The sequence below is a fragment of the Clostridium acetireducens DSM 10703 genome (assembly GCF_001758365.1).
Taxonomy (GTDB): domain Bacteria; phylum Bacillota; class Clostridia; order Clostridiales; family Clostridiaceae; genus Clostridium_C; species Clostridium_C acetireducens.
The window spans coordinates 89,011-111,860 of sequence record NZ_LZFO01000003.1 but is presented as its reverse complement, the minus strand read 5'-3'; the positions used below and the strand labels follow the sequence as shown (position 1 = coordinate 111,860).

Annotated in this window: 21 protein-coding genes; all 21 read left to right on the top strand. The window is 26.3% G+C overall.

The window, feature by feature from the left end:
* The first annotated feature begins 585 nt into the window (after positions 1–585).
* The 21 genes from CLOACE_RS01685 (at position 586) to uvrC (ending at position 22,845) form a co-directional block, all read left to right on the top strand.
* Entirely contained in the window at positions 586–939 is a 354-nt protein-coding gene (locus tag CLOACE_RS01685) for a DUF6514 family protein (RefSeq protein WP_070109311.1), read from the top strand.
* Positions 940–1,017: 78 nt separating this feature from the next.
* Positions 1,018–1,410: a holo-ACP synthase gene (locus CLOACE_RS01680; protein WP_070109310.1), complete on the top strand. Its 393-nt coding sequence runs from the start codon at positions 1,018–1,020 to the stop codon at positions 1,408–1,410.
* Positions 1,391–2,896 carry a bifunctional ADP-dependent NAD(P)H-hydrate dehydratase/NAD(P)H-hydrate epimerase gene (locus CLOACE_RS01675; RefSeq protein ID WP_070109309.1) on the top strand — a complete coding sequence of 502 codons (1,506 nt, stop codon included), beginning with the start codon at positions 1,391–1,393 and terminating at the stop codon, positions 2,894–2,896. Before CLOACE_RS01680 ends, CLOACE_RS01675 begins: the two co-directional genes overlap by 20 nt.
* Positions 2,897–2,959: 63 nt before the next feature.
* A complete protein-coding gene (locus CLOACE_RS01670; protein ID WP_070109308.1) occupies positions 2,960–3,571 on the top strand; it encodes a germination lipoprotein GerS-related protein in 612 nt (203 codons plus the stop codon).
* A gap of 132 nt (positions 3,572–3,703) precedes the next feature.
* Positions 3,704–4,024: a CopG family transcriptional regulator gene (locus CLOACE_RS01665; RefSeq protein WP_070109307.1), complete on the top strand. Its 321-nt coding sequence runs from the start codon at positions 3,704–3,706 to the stop codon at positions 4,022–4,024.
* On the top strand, positions 3,984–4,331 hold the full coding sequence (locus tag CLOACE_RS01660; protein ID WP_070109306.1) for a type II toxin-antitoxin system PemK/MazF family toxin: 348 nt from the start codon (positions 3,984–3,986) through the stop codon (positions 4,329–4,331). Before CLOACE_RS01665 ends, CLOACE_RS01660 begins: the two co-directional genes overlap by 41 nt.
* A 110-nt stretch (positions 4,332–4,441) precedes the next feature.
* Positions 4,442–5,272 (top strand): transketolase, encoded by an 831-nt coding sequence (locus CLOACE_RS01655; RefSeq protein ID WP_070109305.1) that lies wholly within the window; start codon positions 4,442–4,444, stop codon positions 5,270–5,272.
* The gene (locus CLOACE_RS01650; RefSeq protein ID WP_070109304.1) at positions 5,265–6,206 is read left to right on the top strand and encodes a transketolase family protein; all 942 of its coding nucleotides are present in this window, start codon (positions 5,265–5,267) and stop codon (positions 6,204–6,206) included. The genes CLOACE_RS01655 and CLOACE_RS01650 overlap by 8 nt, the downstream gene beginning before the upstream one ends.
* A gap of 2 nt (positions 6,207–6,208) precedes the next feature.
* On the top strand, positions 6,209–6,550 hold the full coding sequence (locus CLOACE_RS11895; RefSeq protein ID WP_242866369.1) for a hypothetical protein: 342 nt from the start codon (positions 6,209–6,211) through the stop codon (positions 6,548–6,550).
* A 174-nt stretch (positions 6,551–6,724) separates the two neighbouring features.
* Positions 6,725–7,411: a cell division ATP-binding protein FtsE gene (ftsE, locus tag CLOACE_RS01640; RefSeq protein ID WP_070109303.1), complete on the top strand. Its 687-nt coding sequence runs from the start codon at positions 6,725–6,727 to the stop codon at positions 7,409–7,411.
* The gene (gene ftsX / locus CLOACE_RS01635) at positions 7,401–8,291 is read left to right on the top strand and encodes a permease-like cell division protein FtsX (RefSeq protein ID WP_070109302.1); all 891 of its coding nucleotides are present in this window, start codon (positions 7,401–7,403) and stop codon (positions 8,289–8,291) included. The genes ftsE and ftsX overlap by 11 nt, the downstream gene beginning before the upstream one ends.
* A 17-nt stretch (positions 8,292–8,308) precedes the next feature.
* Complete coding sequence (locus CLOACE_RS01630) at positions 8,309–9,391, top strand: murein hydrolase activator EnvC family protein (protein WP_070109301.1); 1,083 nt, start codon at positions 8,309–8,311, stop codon at positions 9,389–9,391.
* A gap of 161 nt (positions 9,392–9,552) precedes the next feature.
* A complete protein-coding gene (locus CLOACE_RS01625; RefSeq protein WP_070109300.1) occupies positions 9,553–10,758 on the top strand; it encodes a S41 family peptidase in 1,206 nt (401 codons plus the stop codon).
* A 46-nt stretch (positions 10,759–10,804) separates the two neighbouring features.
* Positions 10,805–12,100: a PDZ domain-containing protein gene (locus CLOACE_RS01620; RefSeq protein WP_070109299.1), complete on the top strand. Its 1,296-nt coding sequence runs from the start codon at positions 10,805–10,807 to the stop codon at positions 12,098–12,100.
* 51 nt (positions 12,101–12,151) lie between these two features.
* On the top strand, positions 12,152–14,137 hold the full coding sequence (gene uvrB / locus CLOACE_RS01615; RefSeq protein ID WP_070109298.1) for an excinuclease ABC subunit UvrB: 1,986 nt from the start codon (positions 12,152–12,154) through the stop codon (positions 14,135–14,137).
* Positions 14,138–14,166: 29 nt separating this feature from the next.
* Positions 14,167–16,989, top strand: a complete 2,823-nt coding sequence (gene uvrA, locus CLOACE_RS01610) for an excinuclease ABC subunit UvrA (protein WP_070109297.1) — start codon at positions 14,167–14,169, stop codon at positions 16,987–16,989.
* Between the two features lie 97 nt (positions 16,990–17,086).
* The gene (locus CLOACE_RS01605) at positions 17,087–17,518 is read left to right on the top strand and encodes an FHA domain-containing protein (RefSeq protein ID WP_070109296.1); all 432 of its coding nucleotides are present in this window, start codon (positions 17,087–17,089) and stop codon (positions 17,516–17,518) included.
* A 27-nt stretch (positions 17,519–17,545) separates the two neighbouring features.
* Positions 17,546–18,748 (top strand): FtsW/RodA/SpoVE family cell cycle protein, encoded by a 1,203-nt coding sequence (locus CLOACE_RS01600; RefSeq protein ID WP_070109295.1) that lies wholly within the window; start codon positions 17,546–17,548, stop codon positions 18,746–18,748.
* Position 18,749: 1 nt separating this feature from the next.
* On the top strand, positions 18,750–20,174 hold the full coding sequence (locus CLOACE_RS01595; RefSeq protein ID WP_070109294.1) for a peptidoglycan D,D-transpeptidase FtsI family protein: 1,425 nt from the start codon (positions 18,750–18,752) through the stop codon (positions 20,172–20,174).
* Between the two features lie 171 nt (positions 20,175–20,345).
* Positions 20,346–20,954: a metal-dependent hydrolase gene (locus CLOACE_RS01590; RefSeq protein ID WP_070109293.1), complete on the top strand. Its 609-nt coding sequence runs from the start codon at positions 20,346–20,348 to the stop codon at positions 20,952–20,954.
* 34 nt (positions 20,955–20,988) lie between these two features.
* Positions 20,989–22,845 (top strand): excinuclease ABC subunit UvrC, encoded by a 1,857-nt coding sequence (gene uvrC, locus CLOACE_RS01585; protein WP_070109292.1) that lies wholly within the window; start codon positions 20,989–20,991, stop codon positions 22,843–22,845.
* Positions 22,846–22,850 lie beyond the last annotated feature (5 nt).

Below are 22,850 nucleotides of genomic sequence, written 5' to 3'. Positions count from 1 at the left end.
TGCCAATATTCTTACAACAAATTCTGGAGCAAATTTACCAATAATAATACCTAGAATGATAGCAATAATTAATTTAGGTATAAGACCTAGTTTTTTCTTTGGCATAATAATACCCTCCTTATTAATTATTATTTAAATATAAATTATATTAATGATATTTATTAAACCACCATAAGTATAAATAACTCTGCAGATTTTGTCAACTATATTGAATTTAAAAAGTAATTTATGTAAATAAAAAATTTAAGGCTATATATTTAATTTATAAGACAGTATAAATGTAATAAAGTGTTAATATATTAATTTTAATTATGAAAAAAATTAAAAATATAAAAATTGTGTATTTAAAAATATTTTTAAAATATACATACTAAAATAATTCTTATTTTGACAGTAATTATTTAAATAATTTATTGAATTTAAATCTATTCAATATTTAAAGAACAAAGATGTCATATTAAAAGGATAAAAATAATAAACATATTATCATGAACTGACATTATTTTTTAAATATAGGTGGTATTATATTATTACAAATAAATAAATGGGGAGGGGAAAGGCTCTATAGACAAAGAGCTGTATATAATGGTTATTGTTGAAAACTTAGTTAAAAGTGAGGAATTAGAAAATATAAAATATTTTTATTTTTACAGAATAATAAAATCTAAAGTTTCACTTTTTTTAAAAGATGAAGAAATAAAAGTTCAATCTTACGGTATTGAAGTAGAAAGACAAGATATAATAAATGGGGATATAGTGCGTATAGAAAGAAATTATATAAAAAATATAAGTCCTGAAAGGTATAAGGTACATAAGCTATTAAAATTATTACGAGATAATAGTGTATCGCCAATTCACTTAGTTGATGTTTTAGGTGAATATATAGATGAATATATTATTGATTTTGATAATGTATTAAAGAATATTGCTGCAAATTAAAGAGGTTAAATCCTCTTTTTTTGCTTATATATTTATGAAATGCATAAATTAGATTATTATAATATTAGGAGGTGTTGTATGATAGCAGGTATAGGTGTAGATATAGTAGATATAAATAGAATAAGAAAAGCTATGGAAAAAAATCATAATTTTGTTTTAAAGATATTAAATAATATAGAAAATACTAAACCATATACAAAAAATAAATATGAATTCATTGCAGCAAGATTTGCAGCTAAAGAAGCAGTAGCTAAAGCTTTAGGAACAGGATTTGTTGGTTTTTCATTTAAAGATATAATTATTAAAAATAATAGCTCTGGTATGCCTTATATAATATTAGAAGGACAAGCTAAAAAATTGGCAGAAAAGTATGGTTATTATAAAATACATTTATCTATATCTCATGAAAGAGATTATGCTATAGCTTATGTCATATGGGAGGTTGATAAAATTGAAAATAATATCATCTAGTTCTATGAAAAATATAGATAGCTTTTGTATAAATAATTTAGGTATACCAGGCTGTGTGTTAATGGAAAATGCAGCATTAAAAGTTATAAAAAATTTAGAGTTAAGTAAATATAATAGTTTTACTATAATATGTGGTAAAGGTAACAATGGTGGAGATGGATTTGCAATTGCTAGACATTTAAGTGTATTGGGAAAAAGCATAAAAGTATTTGTAATAGGAGATATAAGTAAATTAAAAGGTGATAGTAAAGTAAACTATAAAATATTGCAAAACATGGATATGGATATTAAAAACATAAATAGTAATGAAGATATAAAAACATTAAAGGAAGAAATTTTAAAAACAGAAGTAATTATTGATGCTATATTTGGAACAGGGCTATCAAGAAATGTAGAGGGCATATATGATGTTATAATATCTACAATTAATGAATACAGTAAATTTGTGGTTTCTGTGGATGTACCTTCAGGAATTAATAGTGATACAGGAGAAATATTAGGTAATTCTGTAAAGGCAGATAAAACTATATCCTTTCAATTGTATAAAAAAGGATTTTTAAATTTTAATTCAAAGGATTTTTTTGGAGAAATAATAGTTGAAAATATAGGAATACCTGAATTTATAATAGATGCATTTTATGAAAATGAATTTTTAATGGATAAATATTTTATAAAAAACAATATAAAAGTTAGAAATAAATATTCTCATAAAGGGGATTTTGGAAAAGTTTCCATTGTTGCAGGAAGTGATGGATTTACAGGTGCTGCATATATAAGTACTCAATCTGCAGTTCGCAGCGGGGCAGGCTTAGTAACATTATGCTGTAAAAAAAGTATACAAAATATATTAAGTGAAAAACTTGAAGAAGCTATGACAGCTTCTTATGAAGATAAAGATAGATTTATTGAAATTATTAAAAAAAGTAATTCAATTGCTATAGGACCTGGAATGGGAAATAATGAAAACACATTTAATATATTAAAATGCGTAATAACAAACTCTAATTGCCCTTTAGTTATAGATGCAGATGGAATAAATGTGCTTTCAAAAGGAATTTCTATATTAGAAAATAAAAAAAATCATATAGTAATTACTCCTCACTTAGGAGAAATGGCTAGAATATGTAATTTAGATATTGAATATATAAAAAATAACAAAATTAAAGTAGCAAAAGATTTTGCTAAAGAACATGATATTATAGTATTATTAAAAGGATATAATACTATAATTACTGATGGAAAATCTGTATTTGTTAATACTACAGGTAATAGTGCTATGGCTTCTGGTGGCATGGGAGATTGTTTAACTGGAATTATAGCATCCTTTATAGCACAGGGATATAGTGCTTTAAAAAGTGCATATTTAGGAGCATACATACATGGATATTGTGGAGATATTTTGTCTAAAAAAATGTTTTGTGTTAATGCCAATCACATAATAAATTATATTCCTTTTGTAATAAAAAATATTGAAAATAATTTTTAGATGAATATTATAGAGTATATTTTAATAAATTAATATTGTAAATAATTTTAAAGGGGTTGTATTATGAAAAAAATATTTAAAATTTTTTTCATAGTTATAATATTTTTTTCATCTATTTTTATTTCTTGCTTTAAACATTCTAATGAACAAGAGGAAGTTTTAAATTACTTAAGAGAATTAAAAAGTTATAAATGCAATGTTTATGTTGAAATAAAAAACCATAAACAGATAAATAAATATAAATGTAAGCAATACTATACTAAAAATTTAGGAGCTAGATTTGATATAAAAGAAGAAAGAGTGATAATATATAAAGGAGAAAATATATTAATTAAAGATTTAAAAAATCAAGTTCAATATACTACAGATAGAGATTTCGATGAAGTATTTAAATATAGTTTTATAGGAGAATATATTAATTCAGTATTTTCTAGTGGAAATACTAAGTCTTATTTTAAAACTATAAATAATAATAAATATCAGGTTATAAAATTAATGATACCTGGGAAAAATAAAAATATAAATAAAGCATATATGTATATAAAATGTAAGGATAAAGCTCCTAAGTATTTAATTATATACGATTTAAATAATAATGAAAAAATAAAAATAACTTATGAAAATTTTACTCCTAATATAGAGTTGGATGAAAATTTATATACATATAGAGGATAGAGTTATAAATTTAAGTAAATTGTTAAAATAAATGAAAAGTAAACAAATAATTTCTTTGACATATAACTACGTATAGAAATATAATTAAAGTACAAACTAATGAGTTTAGATAAAGTAGGAGGTTAATTATATATGTCAAATTCAAGAAAATTAATTATAGACCTCTCTGAAGCACTATACAATGAGTTTAATGAAGCACTTAAAGAAGATTGTAAAAAAAGAAGTGAATTTATTAAAGAAGCAATAGTATTATATATAGAGGAGAAAAAAAGGCTTAAAAGATTAGAACAAATGAAAAGTGGTTATAGTGAAATGGCTAAAATAAATTTAGAGATTTCAGATATGGGCTTTGCAAGGGATATAAAAGAATTTTTAGAATATGAAGCAAAGCTTTCGGAGAGTGATTTTAATAATGATAACCATAGTGAAAAGAGGAGATATATTTTATGCTGATTTAAGCCCAGTAGTGGGTTCAGAACAAGGAGGAATTAGACCCGTTATAATTATTCAAAATGATATTGGGAATAAATATAGTCCTACAGTTATTGTGGCGGCTATTACCTCACAAATAAATAAAGCAAAACTTCCAACACATGTAGAAATATCATCGGAAGAATATGGATTAAATAAAGATTCAGTAGTTTTGTTGGAACAAATAAGAACTTTAGATAAAAGAAGATTAAAAGAAAAAATAGGACACATGACAGAAGAAGACATGGTTAAAGTAGATGAAGCATTAAGAATAAGTGTAAATGTATAAGCAAATTAAGTAAGGACGATATCGTCCTTACTTTTGTATGTATATAAAAGTATTGTTTTGTGGTAAAATAAAAGAGAAAATTTGTTGTAAATAACTTAGGAGGGTATGCTATGAAAAGAACTACTGATGAACTAAAAAAAGTAGCTAAGCAAATTAGAGAAGACATAGTAAAGATGATTGCAGAGGCAAATTCAGGACATCCAGGAGGATCACTATCTGGTGTAGATATTTTGACAACATTATATTTTAAAAAAATGAATATAAATCCAGATAAACCTAAAGATTTAAATAGAGATAGATTTGTGCTTTCAAAAGGACATGCAGCACCTTTATTATATAGTATATTAGCTAGAAAAGGATTTTTTGATGCTAGTGAATTGACAAATTTAAGAAAATATGGTTCTATGCTTCAAGGACATCCTAACATGAATGACGTTCCAGGAGTAGATATGTCAACAGGTTCTTTAGGTCAAGGTATATCAACAGCTGTAGGTATGGCTTTAGCTGGTAAAATAGATAATAAAGATTATAAAGTATATGCACTACTTGGAGATGGAGAATTAGAAGAAGGTCAAGTTTGGGAAGCTTCTATGGCAGCAGCACATTATAAATTAAATAATTTAATAGCTTTTATTGACAATAATGGACTTCAAATTGATGGACCATGTAGAGAGGTTATGAGCTCAGATCCTATAGATGAAAAGTTTAAAGCTTTTGGATGGAATGTAATAAAGATTGATGGACATAATTATGAGGAAATAATAAATGCAGTGGATCAAGCTAAGAAATCTATGGATAAACCAACAGCTATAGTTGCTAAAACAGTAAAAGGAAAAGGTGTATCATTTATGGAAAACCAAGTGAGTTGGCATGGTAGTGCACCTAGTAAAGAACAGTGTGAAGAAGCATTAAAGGAAATAAGAGGTGAATATAATGAGTAATAAAATAGCTACAAGGGAAGCTTATGGAAAGACAATAGCTAAAATAGGTAAGGATAATAAAAATATAGTAGTACTTGATGCTGACTTAGCTAAATCTACAAAAACCATTGAATTTAAAAAGGTTTGCCCTGAAAGATTTTTTGACATGGGTATAGCAGAAGCTAATATGATGGGAGTTGCTGCTGGATTATCTACTTGTGGTAAAATACCTTTTGTTAGTACTTTTGCAATGTTTGCTACTGGTAGAACATTTGAGCAAATAAGAAATTCTATTTGTTATCCAAACCTTAATGTAAAAATATGTGCTACTCATGCAGGAGTAACAGTAGGTGAAGATGGAGCATCTCATCAATCTATTGAAGATATATCATTAATGAGAAGTATACCTAATATGACTGTTATATGCCCAAGTGATGCTGTAGAAACAGAAGAAGTAATTAAGGCTATAGTAGATTATGAAGGACCATGTTACATAAGACTTGGAAGATCTGGAGTACCTGTTATAAATGATAATGATGATTATAAATTTCAAATAGGAAAAGCAGTAAATATAAGAGATGGAAAAGAAGCTACTATAATAGCTACAGGTATAATGGTAGATGCTGCTATAGAAGCATATAATATACTTGCAGAAGAAGGAATAAAAGTTAAAGTTATAAATATGGCAACAATAAAACCTATAGATAAAGAAGCAATAGTAAATGCAGCTAAAGAAACAGGAGTAATAATAACAGCAGAAGAACATAGTATAATAGGTGGATTAGGGTCTGCTGTATGTGAAGTTACTAGCGAAATGTATCCTATTCCAGTAATTAGAGTTGGAATAAAAGATGTATTTGGTCAAAGTGGAAAACCATCTGAATTATTAGATGCTTATGGATTAACAGCTAAAGATATAGTAAAAGCAGTTAAAAAAGGTATATCTATAAAATAAATATGAAAGAATATTTAAAAGATATAGTATTTTGTTTTAAGGTATCTATATACATATTTGCTATATTTTTTGGAATTGGGATAGTAATAGGAATTTTGTTAGCTAATTTTAATTTTAGAGATATATTATTATGGGGATGTCGTATAGTACAATATTTATCTATTTTAGGTATGATAATTTGTGCATTAGCTTTTACAAAAACAGAACTATTAAGACCTTTAAACTATAATGAAGAATGGAGAAAATATTTTAGAAAACTAAATTTATTTTGGGTTATTTTAATAATTTCCTTAATCATTACAATATTATCCTATTGCTTAGAAAGTTTAATAATATTTAAGTAAAAAGTAAACATACATAAATACACTTGGATTTTATGGTATTTATGTATGTTTTTTTATTGATATTTTAATAATAAATTAATAAAAATAACTTATCATTTGACAATTTCTTATGCTATAATAATCATAAGCATGCAAAAAATATGGATAAAGATACTATAACAAGGAGATGTTCTAATGATAGAATTTAGAAATGTAAATAAAGTATATAATGACAATATATTTGCACTATCAGATATAAATGTAACAATAAACAATGGAGAATTTGTTTTTTTAGTAGGACCTAGTGGAGCTGGAAAGTCTACGTTTATTAAGCTATTATTAAAAGAAATAGAACCTACTAATGGAATAATATTAGTAAATGAAATGGATTTAACTAAAATAAAAAGAAAAGATATTCCATATTATAGAAGAAAAATAGGAGTTGTGTTTCAAGATTTTAGACTTATACCTACATTAAATGTATATGAAAATGTAGCTTTTGCTATGAGAGTAGTAGGAAGTCCTCAAAGAGAAATAAGAAAAAAAGTACCTATGGTGCTTTCATTAGTTGGTTTATCTGATAAATATAAGGCATTTCCTAATGAATTATCAGGTGGAGAACAGCAAAGAGTTTCACTTGCTAGAGCAATAGTAAATAATCCATCATTACTTATAGCCGATGAGCCTACAGGAAATTTAGATCCGGAAACTTCTATGGGAATAATGGAAATATTAAATGATATAAATCATGCTGGAACTACTATTTTAATGGCTACTCATGCAAGAGATATAGTAGATAACATGAGGAAAAGAGTGCTTGCTATAGAAAAAGGAACTATAGTAAGAGATGAACAGAGAGGGGTATACGGATATGAGGATTAGTACTTTTAAGCACTTTATAATTGATGCATTTAAAAATTTAAAAAGGAATAGAACATTAAGTACTGCTTCAATAGCCACAGTAGCAGCTACTCTTTTTATACTAGGAGTTTTTATGCTTACTGTGTTAAATGTAAAACAAGGCATAACTGAAGTTGAATCTAAAGTTGAAGTTAAGGTGTTTTTAAAAGATGATATAACTATAAATGAGAAAAAACAACTAGAGAATAAAATAAAAGATACTGATGGAGTGGTAGAAGTAATATATGAAAGTAAAGAAAAGGCCTTAGAAAAATTTAAAAAACAACTAGGAGAACAAAATAAAACTTTAGTTCAGGGATATGATAAAAAAAATCCTATGCCTAGTTCATATATTGTAAAAGTAAAAACACCAGATAAGGTTAATAATGTAGTAAGTAATGTAAAAGATATGAAAGGTATAGATACTATAAGATATGGAAGAGAAATTGTAAATAAGATAATGTCTATTACAAAAACTATAAAATGGATAGGCGTAGTAATGTTTTCAGTATTAGCAGGAGTATCATTATTTTTAATAGGAAATACTATAAAACTTACTGTATACTCTAGAAGAAGAGAAATAAAAATAATGAAGTATATAGGGGCTACAGATTGGTTTATTAGATGGCCTTTTATATTAGAAGGAATAATAATAGGACTTTTAGGTGGTCTAATATCTACCATAATTCTTTATTATAGTTATAACTTTGTTTATGCAAGAATGTCTTCAGGATTAATAATAATGCAATTGATGAATCCTATATATATATTAAGCGGAATTTTGTGGATATTTATAATTTTAGGAATAATAATTGGAACTTTAGGTAGTATATTATCTATAAGGAGATTTTTACAAGTTTAATATAGGAGTGACTAAAATTGAAAAGACAATTGAGTATAGTATTAACTATAATTTTAATGTTAAGTTTTAATTTAAAAGTTAGTGCTAATAATGCAAGGGAAAAGCTAGAAAATATAAAAAATACTCAACAAAACCTTAAAAGTGAAATTATGCAATTGGATAAAGAAATAACAGAAACATCTAGTAGTATAAACAAATTAAATGAAGAAATAAATAAGTTAAATAAAAATATAGAATGTACTTCTAAAGAAATAAAGTATCATGAAAACAAATTAAAATTAGAAGATGATATGTTTAAAAAAAGAGTAAGAGCTATGTATACTTGTGGAGATACAGCTTATTTAGATATAATATTAAATTCAAAGAACTTTTCTGATGCCATAGATAAAATAGAATTAGTAAAAAAAATAATACATTATGATAAAAATTTAATGGATGATATATGTAAAAATAAAAAAAGTATAGAAAATAAAAAGGAAAAGTTAGAAATTAATAAACAAAAAAGTATTAAATTAAAAGAAAAGTATAATAATAAGTTTAAGGATTTAAAAAATAAATCTAATGAAAAAGAAAAAATTATGTTAGCTTTGGAAAAAGATAAAAACACTTATGAGGTAATGCTAAAAGAGCAAGAAAATAATTCTAATAATATAGTAAATATGATAAAAAATGATTCTAAGTATTCAAAAAGTTCTGCAGTAGTTAAAGGAAGTTTATGTTGTGTAACAGGAAATGCTTTTCCTATTACATGTAATTATGGATGGAGAGAGCATCCAGTTTTACATACTAAAAAATTTCATTCAGGAATTGATATAGGTGTTCCAAGCGGAACTCTTATATATGCCGTAGCTGATGGTGTAGTAACTTATTCTGGTAATATGAGTGGATATGGAAATGTGGTTATGATAAACCATGGAGACTTTATTAGTCTGTATGCTCATAATTCTTCACTTTGTGTAAGGGAAGGACAAAATGTAAAAAAAGGTGATGTGATAAGTTATTCAGGAAATACAGGTATGTCTACAGGACCACATTTGCATTTTGAAATAAGAAAATCAACAGGAGAAACTGTAGATTCTTTATCCTATTATGTGAGATAGGAAATAATTATATACGCTTATAGTAATTAACACAACAGTTTACGTAATTGTTGTGTTAATTATTTTATTTAAATCACAAATTTAATTTTTAATGTTATAATTATTGCAGACTTTAATTAATAATATATAGTAGGCTAATTTAAAATTAAGAGGTGAATTTAATGAGTGATAGAAAAAAGTTTATTAAGTGGACCATAATAATAGTATTATTAACTAATCTTGCTACTTTTTTTATAACTACTACATTTTCTTTATATATGCCTAATGGAAAGGTTGTTATAAATAGACAAGAGTATAATAATATTATGAAGTTTCAAAAACTATTTCAAGTAAGAAATACTTTATATAAATATTATGATGGAAAAATCAATGAAAATTCTTTATTAGAAGGTGCAGTTAAAGGAATGACTTCTGCATTAAATGATCCTTATACTGTGTTTATGAATAAAAAAGAATTTGAAGAATTTTCTTCTCAAACAGAGGGCAATTACAGCGGAGTAGGATTACAAGTTCAAGCTAAAGATAATAAAATAATTGTAGTAGATGTATTTGAAAACTCACCTTCTAAGAAAGCAGGGATTTTACCAGAAGATGAAATTCAAAAGGTGAATGATAAAGATGTATCGGGAAAGGAATTAGAAAAAGCAGTTACTTTAATGAAAGGAGAAGAAGGAACAAAAGTTAAGATTACCCTCTACAGAAAAGATAAAGGAAATTATACTGTTAATATTAAAAGACAAAAAATTGATTTAGTTACTGTTAAATCAGAAATAATTGAAGGAAACATAGGATATATACAGATATATATGTTTGATGAAAATACTTCTAAAAATTTTAAAAATAAATTAAATGAATTGCAATCTAAAGGAATAAAATCTTTAATTGTAGATTTAAGAGGAAATCCGGGAGGTTTATTAGATGAATGTGTAGATATGGTATCTAATTTTGTACCAAAAGGTAAATTAGTAGTATCTACTATTGATAAGTATAAAAATGAAAAGAAATATAAATCAAAAGGTGGAAATGCTATAGGAATACCATTAATTGTATTAACTAATGAAGGTACTGCCAGTGCATCTGAAATATTTGCTGGAGCTTTGAAAGATTATAATGCAGCAACTTTAGTAGGTAAAAAGACTTTTGGAAAAGGAGTAGTTCAAACTATACTAGATACAGGAGATGGAACAGCACTTAAAGTAACCGTATCTAAATATTATACTCCAAGTGGCAAAAACATTCATAAAAAGGGAATTGAACCTGATGTACAAATAGATTATCCTAAAGAACTATTAATTAAAACTTACGATAGAAAAGAAGATCCTCAATTTAATAAAGCTTTACAACTTGCAAAAGATAAAATAAAGTAATACCTTTATATAAGGAACTGATTTATTTTGGGGAGGATTTATATTGATGAATATATTTAAGTATACATTAAAGTCTATAGCTTTTGCTTTGACTCATCCTTATTTTTTATTAATACTTTCTATTATATTTATTATTTTATACAAAAAAAATAAGAGAATAGCTGCAATTCAGGGAATGATAATGGGGTATAAAAAAAATCTTTCACTAGAATTAACTATGTCTGAAATAGTTATAGGCATATTTGCAGGAACTTTAGGAAGTATATTACTTTCTTATTTAGGAATAACATTTAGCGAAAATTCGGGAATTGATTTAGTATTTTTAGCTTCTATTATTTTTATGCTATGGAGACCTAGATTTATGTGTTTTTCTTATTCTGCATCTATTGTAGGCTTGATAAGTTTATTTTTAATTCAATTAGCACAAGTATTAAAAATACCTAATTTTAATGCATTGAATATAGATATACCAGCTTTAATGACTTTAGTAGCAGTATTACACTTTATAGAGGGAATATTAGTTATACTAGATGGGAAAAGAGGAGCAATACCTGTATTTTCAAAAAGAGGAGATAAAATAATAGGTGGATTTGCTATGGAAAGGTATTGGGTACTTCCTATAACTTTGTTTATTATATTAAGTGATAAAAGTATATTGCAATTTACTTCTGAAGTACCTATGCCTCAGTGGTGGCCTATATTGAAAACTTCCATACCTAATAATATGTTACAAAATGCTATTTTAACTCTTATACCTTTTTATGGAGTTGTAGGATATAAGGGGATTACTTTTACTAAAACTAAGGAAGAAAAAAATTTATCAACAGGTGTATTTTTAATAGCTTATAGTATTATAATATTTTTATTAGCACAACTTGCAAACTTGAACATATATTTAAAAATATTAGTGTTGTTAGTTGCACCTTTAATGCATGAATATATGATGAGATTTGAAATAAATAGAGAAGTTACAGATAAACCTAAATATGTAAGTGATAGTGATGGTATAATGGTTTTAGATGTGGCACCAGATTCTCCTGCTATGGAAATGGGAGTAAAAAGTGGAGATTTGCTTATAGAAATTAATAATAATAAAATAGAAAATGAAGAAGATATATTTAATATTATAAGAGCAGGTGTTAACTTTATATGGTTTAAAGTAAAAAGGGATAATGGAAATATAGTAGAGTTAAATTATAATAGTATGAATTCTACAAAAAATATGGGTATAATATTTGTGCCTAAGGCTCTGGCTAAAGATGACTTGACTGTTCATATAGCTGATAAAAAAATAATGGAGTTTATAAAAAGAATTAAACAAAAAGATCACAAAAATAACTAAGCAGCTCTATGCTGCTTTTGTTTTTAAAAATTGCATACTGGAGATGATAATATGGATAAATTTAAAATTGTTTCTAAATTTAGTCCTACAGGAGATCAACCTAAGGCAATTAAAAGTATAACAAGAGGTTTAGTGAAAAATGAAAAGTTTCAAACTTTGCTAGGTGTTACGGGCTCGGGAAAAACTTTTACAATGGCTAATATTATAGAAAAAATAAATAAACCCACATTAATATTAGCTCATAATAAAACTTTAGCAGCACAATTATGTTCGGAGTTTAGAGAATTTTTTCCAAATAACTCTGTAGAATATTTTGTTTCATACTATGATTATTATCAACCAGAAGCGTATGTACCTCAAACAGATACATATATAGAAAAAGATGCATCTATAAATGATGAGATAGATAAATTAAGACATTCTGCTACAGCAGCATTATTTGAGAGAAAGGATGTTATAATAGTATCTTCTGTATCTTGTATATATGGATTAGGTAATCCAGAAGAGTATAAAAATTTAACTATATCTTTAAGAGAAGGTATGGAAAAAGATAGAGATGAAGTAATTAAAAAACTTGTGGATATACAATATGAAAGAAATAATATAAACTTTATTAGAAATACTTTTAGAGTAAGGGGAGATATTTTGGATATATTTCCTTCTTCATCATCTAATATAGGTATAAGAGTAGAGTTTTTTGGAAACGAAATAGATAAAATAAAAGAATTCGATGTTATAACAGGTAATGTAATAGGAAAAAGAAAGCATGTTTCTATATTTCCAGCATCTCACTTTGCAACTTCTAAGGAAAGAATAGAAGAAGCTATAGGTGTAATAGAGGTAGAATTAGTGGAAAGGTTAAAGGAGCTTAAGGAACAAGGTAAAATACTAGAAGCAGAAAGACTTAAGCAAAGAACTAATTTCGATATAGAAATGATGAGAGAAGTAGGATATTGTACAGGAATAGAAAACTATTCTAGAATATTAGACAAAAGAGCTAAAGGCACCCCTCCAAAAACACTTTTAGATTATTTTCCAGAAGACTTTTTATTATTTATAGATGAAAGTCACGTAACATTGCCTCAAGTAAAAGCTATGTATGCAGGTGATAGGTCTAGAAAGAAAAGTTTAGTTGAATACGGATTTAGATTGCCTTGTGCTTTTGATAATAGACCTTTAAAATTTGAAGAATTTGAAAAGAAATTAAAACAAGTTGTTTTTGTAAGTGCCACTCCTGGAGATTATGAAAAAAAGCACTCTACTAATATAGCAGAGCAAATTATAAGACCTACAGGGCTTTTAGATCCTCCAATAAAAGTAAATCCTATAGAAAATCAAATAGATGATTTATATAGCAATATAAGAAAAACAATAAGTAGAGGTTTTAGAACTTTAGTAACAACTTTAACTAAAAAAATGGCAGAAGACTTAACAGATTATTTTAAAAGTATGGGAATAAAAACAACTTATCTTCATTCAGATATAGATACAATAGAAAGAATGAAAATAATAAGAGATTTAAGACAAGGAAAATTTGATGTGCTTGTAGGTATAAACCTTTTAAGGGAAGGATTAGATATTCCAGAAGTAGCACTAGTAGCTATATTAGATGCAGATAAAGAAGGATTTTTAAGGTCAGAAAGGTCTCTTATTCAAACTATAGGAAGAGCAGCTAGAAATGCTGAAAGTAATGTTATTATGTATGCTGATAAAATTACTGATTCTATGAAAAAAGCTATATATGAAACTAATAGAAGAAGAGAAATACAAGCAAATTATAATAAAAAACATAGTATAATACCTGAAACTATAAAAAAAGAAATAAGAGAAGTTATTGAGATTACAGAAGCTATTAATGAAGAAGTAGAAATTTATAGTACCTTAGAAGAAGCTATGAAAGCAGAGGAAAAAAGTACAGAAGAACTAATTAAAAAATACGAAAATGAAATGAAGAAAGCATCTAAAAATTTGGAATTTGAAAAAGCCGCACAGTTTAGGGATATAATATTTAAATTAAAAAAAGATTTAAAAAAATAATATCCTATTTAAATTGAGGAGTGAAACAAATGAAGGATAAAATAATAATAAAAGGAGCTAAGGTTCATAATCTAAAAAATGTAGAATTAAAATTACCAAGGGATAAATTTATAGTTTTTACTGGGTTATCTGGCTCTGGAAAATCCTCTTTAGCTTTTGATACATTATATGCAGAAGGTCAAAGAAGATATGTGGAATCACTTTCTGCATATGCTAGACAATTTTTAGGTCAAATGGATAAACCGGATGTAGATTATATAGAGGGATTATCACCAGCTATATCTATAGATCAAAAGACTACAAGTAGAAATCCTAGATCTACTGTAGGTACTGTAACAGAAATATATGACTATTTGAGATTATTGTATGCTAAAATAGGAGTACCTCATTGTCCTAAATGTGGCAAAGTAATAGAACAACAAACAGTAGATCAAATGGTAGATAGTATATTAAATTTACCAGAAAAAACTAAAATACAAATATTAGCACCAGTTGTTAGAGGAAGAAAAGGAGAACATATAAAATTATTAGAAAATATAAGAAAAGAAGGTTTTGTTAGAGCTAGAATTGATGGAAATATAATTGATTTAGAGGAAGAAGAAATAAAGTTAGAAAAAAATAAAAAGCATACTATTGAAATAGTAATAGATAGGATAATTATAAAAGATGATATACAAAGTAGATTATCTGACTCTTTAGAAATAGCTCTTAAAGCTTCGGAAGGCTTAGTTATTATAAATGTAATAAATGGTGAAGATATATTATTTAGTGAAAAATTTGCGTGCCCAGATTGTGGCATAAGTATAGAAGAAATTACTCCTAGAATGTTTTCATTTAACTCGCCTTATGGAAAATGTGATTATTGTGATGGGTTAGGAACTTTATTGGAAATTGATGAAAAATTAGTTATACCAGATAAAAGTAAGAGTATTTTACAAGGAGGTATTTTACCTTGGAAAAATTCTATACTAAATAAAGAATCTTGGACTTATAGTATAGTTAAAGCTTTATCAGAAAAATACAAATTTAAATTGGATACTCCAATAAATGATTTAAAACCTGAAATTATAAAAATATTGTTATATGGATTAAATGGGGAAAAAATAAAAGTAAAGTATAAGAAAGAAAATAATATTAGAGAATTTTATCATGCTTATGAAGGAATAATAAATACTCTTCATAGAAGATATTTTGAAACTAATTCAGATTATATAAAAAAAGAAATAGAAATATATATGAGTGATAATCATTGTCCTAAATGTAAAGGAGCTAGATTAAGACAGGAAGTCTTAGCTATTACTGTAGGAAATAAAAATATATATGAATTTTGTAATATGTCTATTAAAGATGAGATTTTGTTTTTAGAATCTATTAAATTATCTAATAAGGAAAAAATTATAAGTAATCAAATAATTAAAGAAGTTTTAAGCAGATTAAAATTTTTAATGAATGTAGGATTGGATTATTTAACTTTATCAAGAAATGCAAGTACTTTATCAGGAGGAGAAGCTCAAAGGATAAGATTAGCTACTCAAATAGGAGCGGGATTAGTAGGAGTATTGTATATATTAGATGAGCCAAGCATAGGATTACATCAAAGAGATAATGATAGATTAATTAACACATTAAAAAAATTAAGGGATATAGGAAATACTTTAATCGTAGTAGAACATGATGAAGATACAATAAGAGAAGCAGATTACATTGTAGATGTTGGACCAGGTGCAGGAGAAAATGGAGGAAAAATTGTAGCTAAAGGTAATATTAATGATATAATGAATTGTGAAGAATCTATAACAGGACAATATTTAAGTAATAAAAAAAAGATAGAAGTTCCTAAAGTTAGAAGAAAATTAGGAGAATTGTTTATAAGAATAAAGGGTGCAAGAGAAAATAATTTAAAAAATATAACTATAAAATTTCCTATGGGAGTATTTACTTGTGTTACTGGAGTTTCTGGTTCAGGAAAAAGTACTTTAGTAAATGAAATATTATTTAAAGGAATAAATAAAAAACTAAATAATTCAAAATTTAATCCTGGAAAGCACGATTCCATAGAGGGTATAAAAAATATAGATAAGATAATTAATATAGATCAAAGTCCTATAGGAAGAACGCCTAGGTCTAATCCGGCCACTTATACTGGAGTTTTTGATGCTATAAGAGAAGTGTTCTCTAATACTTATGAATCTAAAATGAGAGGCTATAAGCCGGGAAGATTTAGCTTTAATGTAAAAGGTGGTAGATGTGAGGCTTGTAAAGGTGATGGTATAATAAAAATAGAAATGCAATTTTTATCAGATGTATATGTACCCTGTGAGGTTTGTAAAGGTAAAAGATATAATAGAGAAACTTTAGAAATAAAATATAAAGGGAAAAATATAGATGATATTTTAAATATGACAGTAGATGAAGCTTTACATTTCTTTAAAAATATACCTAAAATAAAAAATAAACTTCAAACATTATATGATGTTGGATTAGGATATATAAGACTAGGTCAGTCTTCTACTCAGTTATCAGGAGGGGAAGCACAAAGAATAAAATTAGCTTATGAATTATCTAAAAGAAGTACAGGTAAAACAATGTATATATTAGATGAGCCTACTACAGGATTACATGTGCATGATGTAAGTAGACTAATAAGCATATTAAATAGATTAGTAGATAGCGGAAACACAGTAATAGTTATAGAGCATAATTTGGATGTTATAAAATGTGCAGATTACTTAATTGATTTAGGCCCAGAAGGAGGAGAAAAAGGGGGAGAAATTATTTGTATAGGAACTCCTGAAGAAATTATAGAAAATCCATATTCTTATACAGGACAATATTTAAAAAAAATGTTATAATCTATTTAGTATGAGGCTAGCATGTTGATGGGTGCTAGTCTTTTATATATAATATGTAACTTTGGGCATTTTAAAAGTTGATTAAGAAGGTGAGTATATGAGTTTAGCTAAACTTAGTTTAATTTTTAAGATAATAATAATAGCAATTATTTATATTATAATATTTTTTGCATTAAGAATAATGTATAAAGATATTAAAAATGGAGGAAAGAAAAAAGTAAGAAGAAAAACTTATGGTCTTGAAATACTAGCACCAGGAAATAATCAGAGTTTAAAAAAAGGTGGAGTTATTCCTATAAGAGGAGAAATAACTATAGGTAGAAAATCTGAAAATATGTTAATTTTAGATGACCTATATGTATCAGCATATCATGCAAAAGTTTATGTAAAAAATGCTAATCATATTATAGAAGATTTAGGAAGTACTAATGGCACTTTAATAAATGGAAGCAAAATATCTGGAAAAGTTACATTAAAATCTGGAGATGAAATTCAAATAGGCAGTACTAAATTTAGAGTTATAGGGTAATTACCTTTTTAAGGGATGGTGAGAAAAATGGATGCTAGTAAAGATGAGAAAAAATTATTAAAATATACTTATTTATTATGTATTGTGTGTTTTTTAAATTTAGCTATATTAAAAAATCCTTTTGATAAAGGGGCTATGATTATGGCTTTAGCTACCTGCATACTAATAGGATATTCTTATTATATAATAAGAAAGTTTTTTTCTCATGGAGACAAATATATTTTCATATTTTCTAGTATTTTATCAGTTATAGGAATAGTTATGATATATAGAATAAACTCAACTACAGCAATAAAGCAAATAATATGGTTTGCTATAGGGGTAACGGGTTTTATATTATTGGTAGTGTTTTTACCTAATTTAAAGAAGTTTAATAATTATAAATATTTTTATTTGATTTGTACACTAATATTGATGTCTTTAGGTACTATATTAGGTAAAGAAATTAATGGAGCAAAAAACTGGATTTCAATAGGCGGAGCTGCTTTTCAACCCTCGGAATTTGGAAAATTGTTTTTGGTAGCTTATTTAGCCTCAGCTTTAAAAGATTATGAAAACTTTATAGATTTAATAGAACCAGCTATTATTGTTATGATATGTTTAGGATTTATGGTATTACAAAAAGACTTAGGATCTGCTTTAATATTTTTTGGAATATCAATAACTATGCTTTATATAGCTACTTCTAAATTTAAGTATGTAGCAGCGTGTTTTGGATTATTTATTTTAGGAGGATATATAAGCTATACATTATTTGATCACGTTAAAGTGAGATTTCTTATATGGAAGAATCCATGGCCTTATGCAAATGATAAAAGTTATCAAATTGTACAATCCTTGTTTTCAATTGCATCTGGTGGATTAACAGGTTCTGGTTTAGGATTAGGACATCCGGAGTATGTACCTATAAATACTACAGATTTCATATTTTCTTCTATATGTGAAGAATTAGGCATTTTAGCAGGGTTTGCTATAATTTTATTGTATTTTTTATTATTCTATAGATGTATGAGAGCAGCAGTTTATGTGCAAGATAGGTTTTCTAGATTAGTAACTGTAGGATATAGTGCTATGATGGCTTCACAAGTATTGGTAATAATAGGGGGAGTTATAAATATGATCCCTCTTACAGGAATAACATTGCCTTTAGTGAGTTATGGAGGAAGTTCTATGCTAACTACGTTTTTTTCTTTAGGTATAATTCAAAAGATATCAGAAGAGGGTAGATAAAATGAATGACATTTCAAATAATATAAAGAGAGTACTTATAGTGTTTTTGGTATGTTTTTTAGGGTTAATATTATATATAACATATTTTGAGTTTTTTGTAGGTCCTAAAATAGTTTCAAGTCAATATAATAGAAGATTATGGGTAAAGAGAAATGAAGTGCTTAGGGGAACTATCTATGATAGAAAAATGAAGCCTCTTACAAAAAGTGAAAGATTAAATAAGGAATTTCAAAAAAGAGAATATGTTGATGGAGAAATGTTTGCACATGTATTAGGATATGTAAATATAAAATATGGTATAACTGGTCTTGAGAAAAAGTATGATAATGAATTAATGACTACTAATATAAAAGACAGTTTATTAGATTTTATTAAATCTAAAGGTAAGGAAGAACCTAAAATAGGTAACAGCATAAAAAGCACTCTAAATTATAAAGTTCAACAAAAAGCTTTTGAACTTTTAGGAGATAATAAAGGAGCAGTAGTGGTAATAGAGCCTAAAACAGGTGAAATATTGGCTTTAGTATCTAAGCCTTCTTATAATCCTAATAAATTAGATGATATTTGGTCTTCTATAAATAAAGATAATGATAGGCCTTTAATAAATAGAGCTACTGCAGGACTATATCCTCCAGGATCTACTTTTAAAGTTTTAACAGCAGTAAGTGCATTACAAAATATTGATGGAATAATGAATAGAACTTTTCAAGATAATGGCACATTAGTGTTTAATTCTACTCAATCACTAAGTAATTTTAATGGTGAATCCTTTGGAAGTATAAACTTTAGGCAATCATTTGTACATTCTAGTAATGTGGTATTTGGAAGTTTAGGTTTAGAATTAGGAAATAGTCGATTGAAAGATACAGCAGAAAAATTTTTCTTTAACAAAAACATACCTTCAGATGATATTGTTATAGAAAACAGTAAATTTCCTACTTTAAAGTCTTATGAAAAAGGTAATATAGCACAAAGTGCTATAGGTCAGGCTACTGTTTTATCAACACCTATGGAAATGGCTTTAATAACTAGTACTATAGCCAATGATGGTGTAATGATGAAACCTAAATTGGTTAAAGAAATTTTAAGTTATAAAGGTGAAAGAGTTCAGGATTTAGAGCCAGAGCAAATAGGAAAAATAATGACCAATGATGAGTCAAGGATAATAAAGGAATTTATGAGAGAAGTAGTGAGAAGTGGTACAGGTAGAGGAGCTTCTGTGGAAGGCGTAGAAGTTTGTGGAAAAACTGGTACAGCAGACCACAGGGAAGGAGGTTATGCTCCACCACATTCTTGGTTTATAGGATTTGCTCCTTATGATAATCCTAAAGTTGCTGTTGCAGTAATTGTAGAAGAAGGTGGTCAAGGGGGTATAGCTGCAGCTAGAATAGCTTCAGAAGTTATCAGAACAGCTTTAAATGAATAACTATTAACATAATAGAAAATAAGAAGCTTACGAGCTTCTTATTTTTTTATTTAATGCTTCTCTAAATTTAAAATTAATAATATAAAAATTAATTATTTTAATGTTATAATATATACAATATTGTAGATATTTAATTATCATTGTAAAAATATAATTTTAAGGAGAAGTTTTATGAAAGGTAAAACTCATGTAGGAGTAGGAATAGTTACTTTTATAACTTTAAGTAATAAAATTCCTGAAAAAGTTAATTATTTAGCAATAATAACTGTTGTCATAGCATCATTATTGCCTGATATAGATCATCCTAAAAGTATAATTAATAAATATATATTGCCCTTTAAAAATAAAGCAACAAAAATAACACTATATGGGTGTATAGGTATTATATTTTTATGGTACAATTATTTGTATTCTACAGATCCTATTTTTAAAGCCATTGGTTTAGTTTTTATAATTATAGCAATGTCTTCCCATAGGAATGGTTTTACCCATAGTCTATCAGGAATGATAACTTTTTCTTTTATGGCTGGTTACATAGGAAACTTGTGTCATGAATATTATTTAATATACTATTTTATGATTGGTTACGGAATGCATTTATTGTGTGACATGGCTACCAATAGAGGAGTTCCTTTATTTTATCCTTTTAAAAATAAAAAGATAAAATTTCCTATAACATACAAAACAGATTCTAAGATTGGAAAAGTAATTGAGGAGTTACTAATGATATTAGGGTTAATATATACTTTATATAGATTGCCAGTTGTAATGTTAAGTTAGCATAGTTTGAGTATTTTATATTAAGGAGGTTTTAATGTTTGATGTTAAATATCAATTAAAGATTCTTCCAGACAAACCAGGAGTATACATAATGAAAAATTCTTTAGGGGAAGTTATATATGTAGGAAAAGCAAAAGTATTAAAAAATAGGATTAGACAATATTTTCAAAATTCTAGAAATCACACACAAAAGGTAAAATCAATGGTAAAAAATATAGAAGAATTTGAATATATAGTTACAGATTCAGAAATAGAGGCTTTAATACTAGAATGTAATTTAATAAAAAAGTATAGACCTAAATATAATATTCTACTTAAAGATGATAAGCATTATCCTTTTATAAAGATAACTCTTAATGAAGATTTCCCTAGAGTATTTGTAACTAGAAATATAAAAAAAGATGGAGCTAAATATTTTGGTCCCTATACTGACTCTTACGCAGTATATGATACTATTGAACTAATTAAAAAAATATTTCCAGCAAGGACTTGCAATACAAATATAAGTAATTTTAAAAATAAAAGACCTTGTTTAAATTATTATATAGAACTTTGTAAAGCTCCTTGTTGTGGATACATAAGTAAAGAAGATTATAGAAAAATTATAGATAATATAATAGATCTTTTATCTGGTAAAGATAAAAAAATAATTAAGGATTTAAAAAAAGAAATGAAGGAAGCAGCAGAAAAATTAGAATTTGAAAAAGCAGCTAATTTAAGAGATAATATAGAAGCAGTTACAAAAGTAATAGAAAAACAAAAAATATTTATATCGAATTTTCAAAATGAAGATTTTATAGATAGTTATAATGATGATAAAGATACTTGTGTTCAAGTATTCTTTTTAAGAAATGGAAAAATAGTTGGAAGAGAACATTTTATATTAGAAAATACTATGGATTTAGCCAAAAAAGAAGTATTGTTAAATTTTATAAAAGAATTTTATGGTGGAACTGCTTTTATACCTAAATTGATATATTTACCAGAATTAGAAGATAGAGAACTTATAGAAGAATGGCTTACATTAAAAAGTGAGAATAAAGTTTCTGTAAAAGTGCCTTTAAAAGGTGATAAAAAAAATATTTTGAAGCTAGTACAAAAAAATGCTAAAGTTACTTTAGAACAATTTAAATTTAAATTAATAAATGATAAAAAAATTTATGAAAATAATATGAAACAGTTGGCAGATTTATTAGAATTAGATTTTATTCCTCATAGAATAGAAGGGTATGATATATCTAATATACAAGGTGTTGATTCTGTGGGAAGTATGGTGGTTTTTGAGGGTGGAAAACCTAAAAATAGTGATTATAGAAGATTTAAAATAGACACATTTAATTCACCTAATGATTATGATAGTATTAAGGAGATTTTAAATAGAAGGTTTTCACGGGGACTTAATGAAATTAAAGAAATACAAGACGAAAGGTTAAAATTAGGCTATGGTAAATTTTGTGTGTTTCCCGATGTTATTTTAGTAGATGGAGGAAAAGGTCAAGTTAATTCAGCATTGGAAGTACTAAAAAAGCTTAATATAAATATACCTGTATGTGGTATGGTAAAAGATGACAAACATAAAACTAGAGGGCTAATATATAAAAGTAAAGAAATTGATATTTCAAAGTATAAAAACATTATGAATTTAATAGCTAAAATTCAAGATGAAGCTCATAGATTTGCTATTACATATCACAGAAGTTTAAGAAATAAACGAACTTTTCATTCTATATTGGATGATATTCCATATATAGGAGGAACTAGAAAAAAAGCTTTGCTTAAAAAGTTTGGAAGTATTGAAAATATTAAAAAAGCCACATACGATGAGTTGATAAGTACTGAAAGTATGAATAGTAAATCTGCTAAAAGCGTAATAAATTTTTTTAAAAAATAAATTAT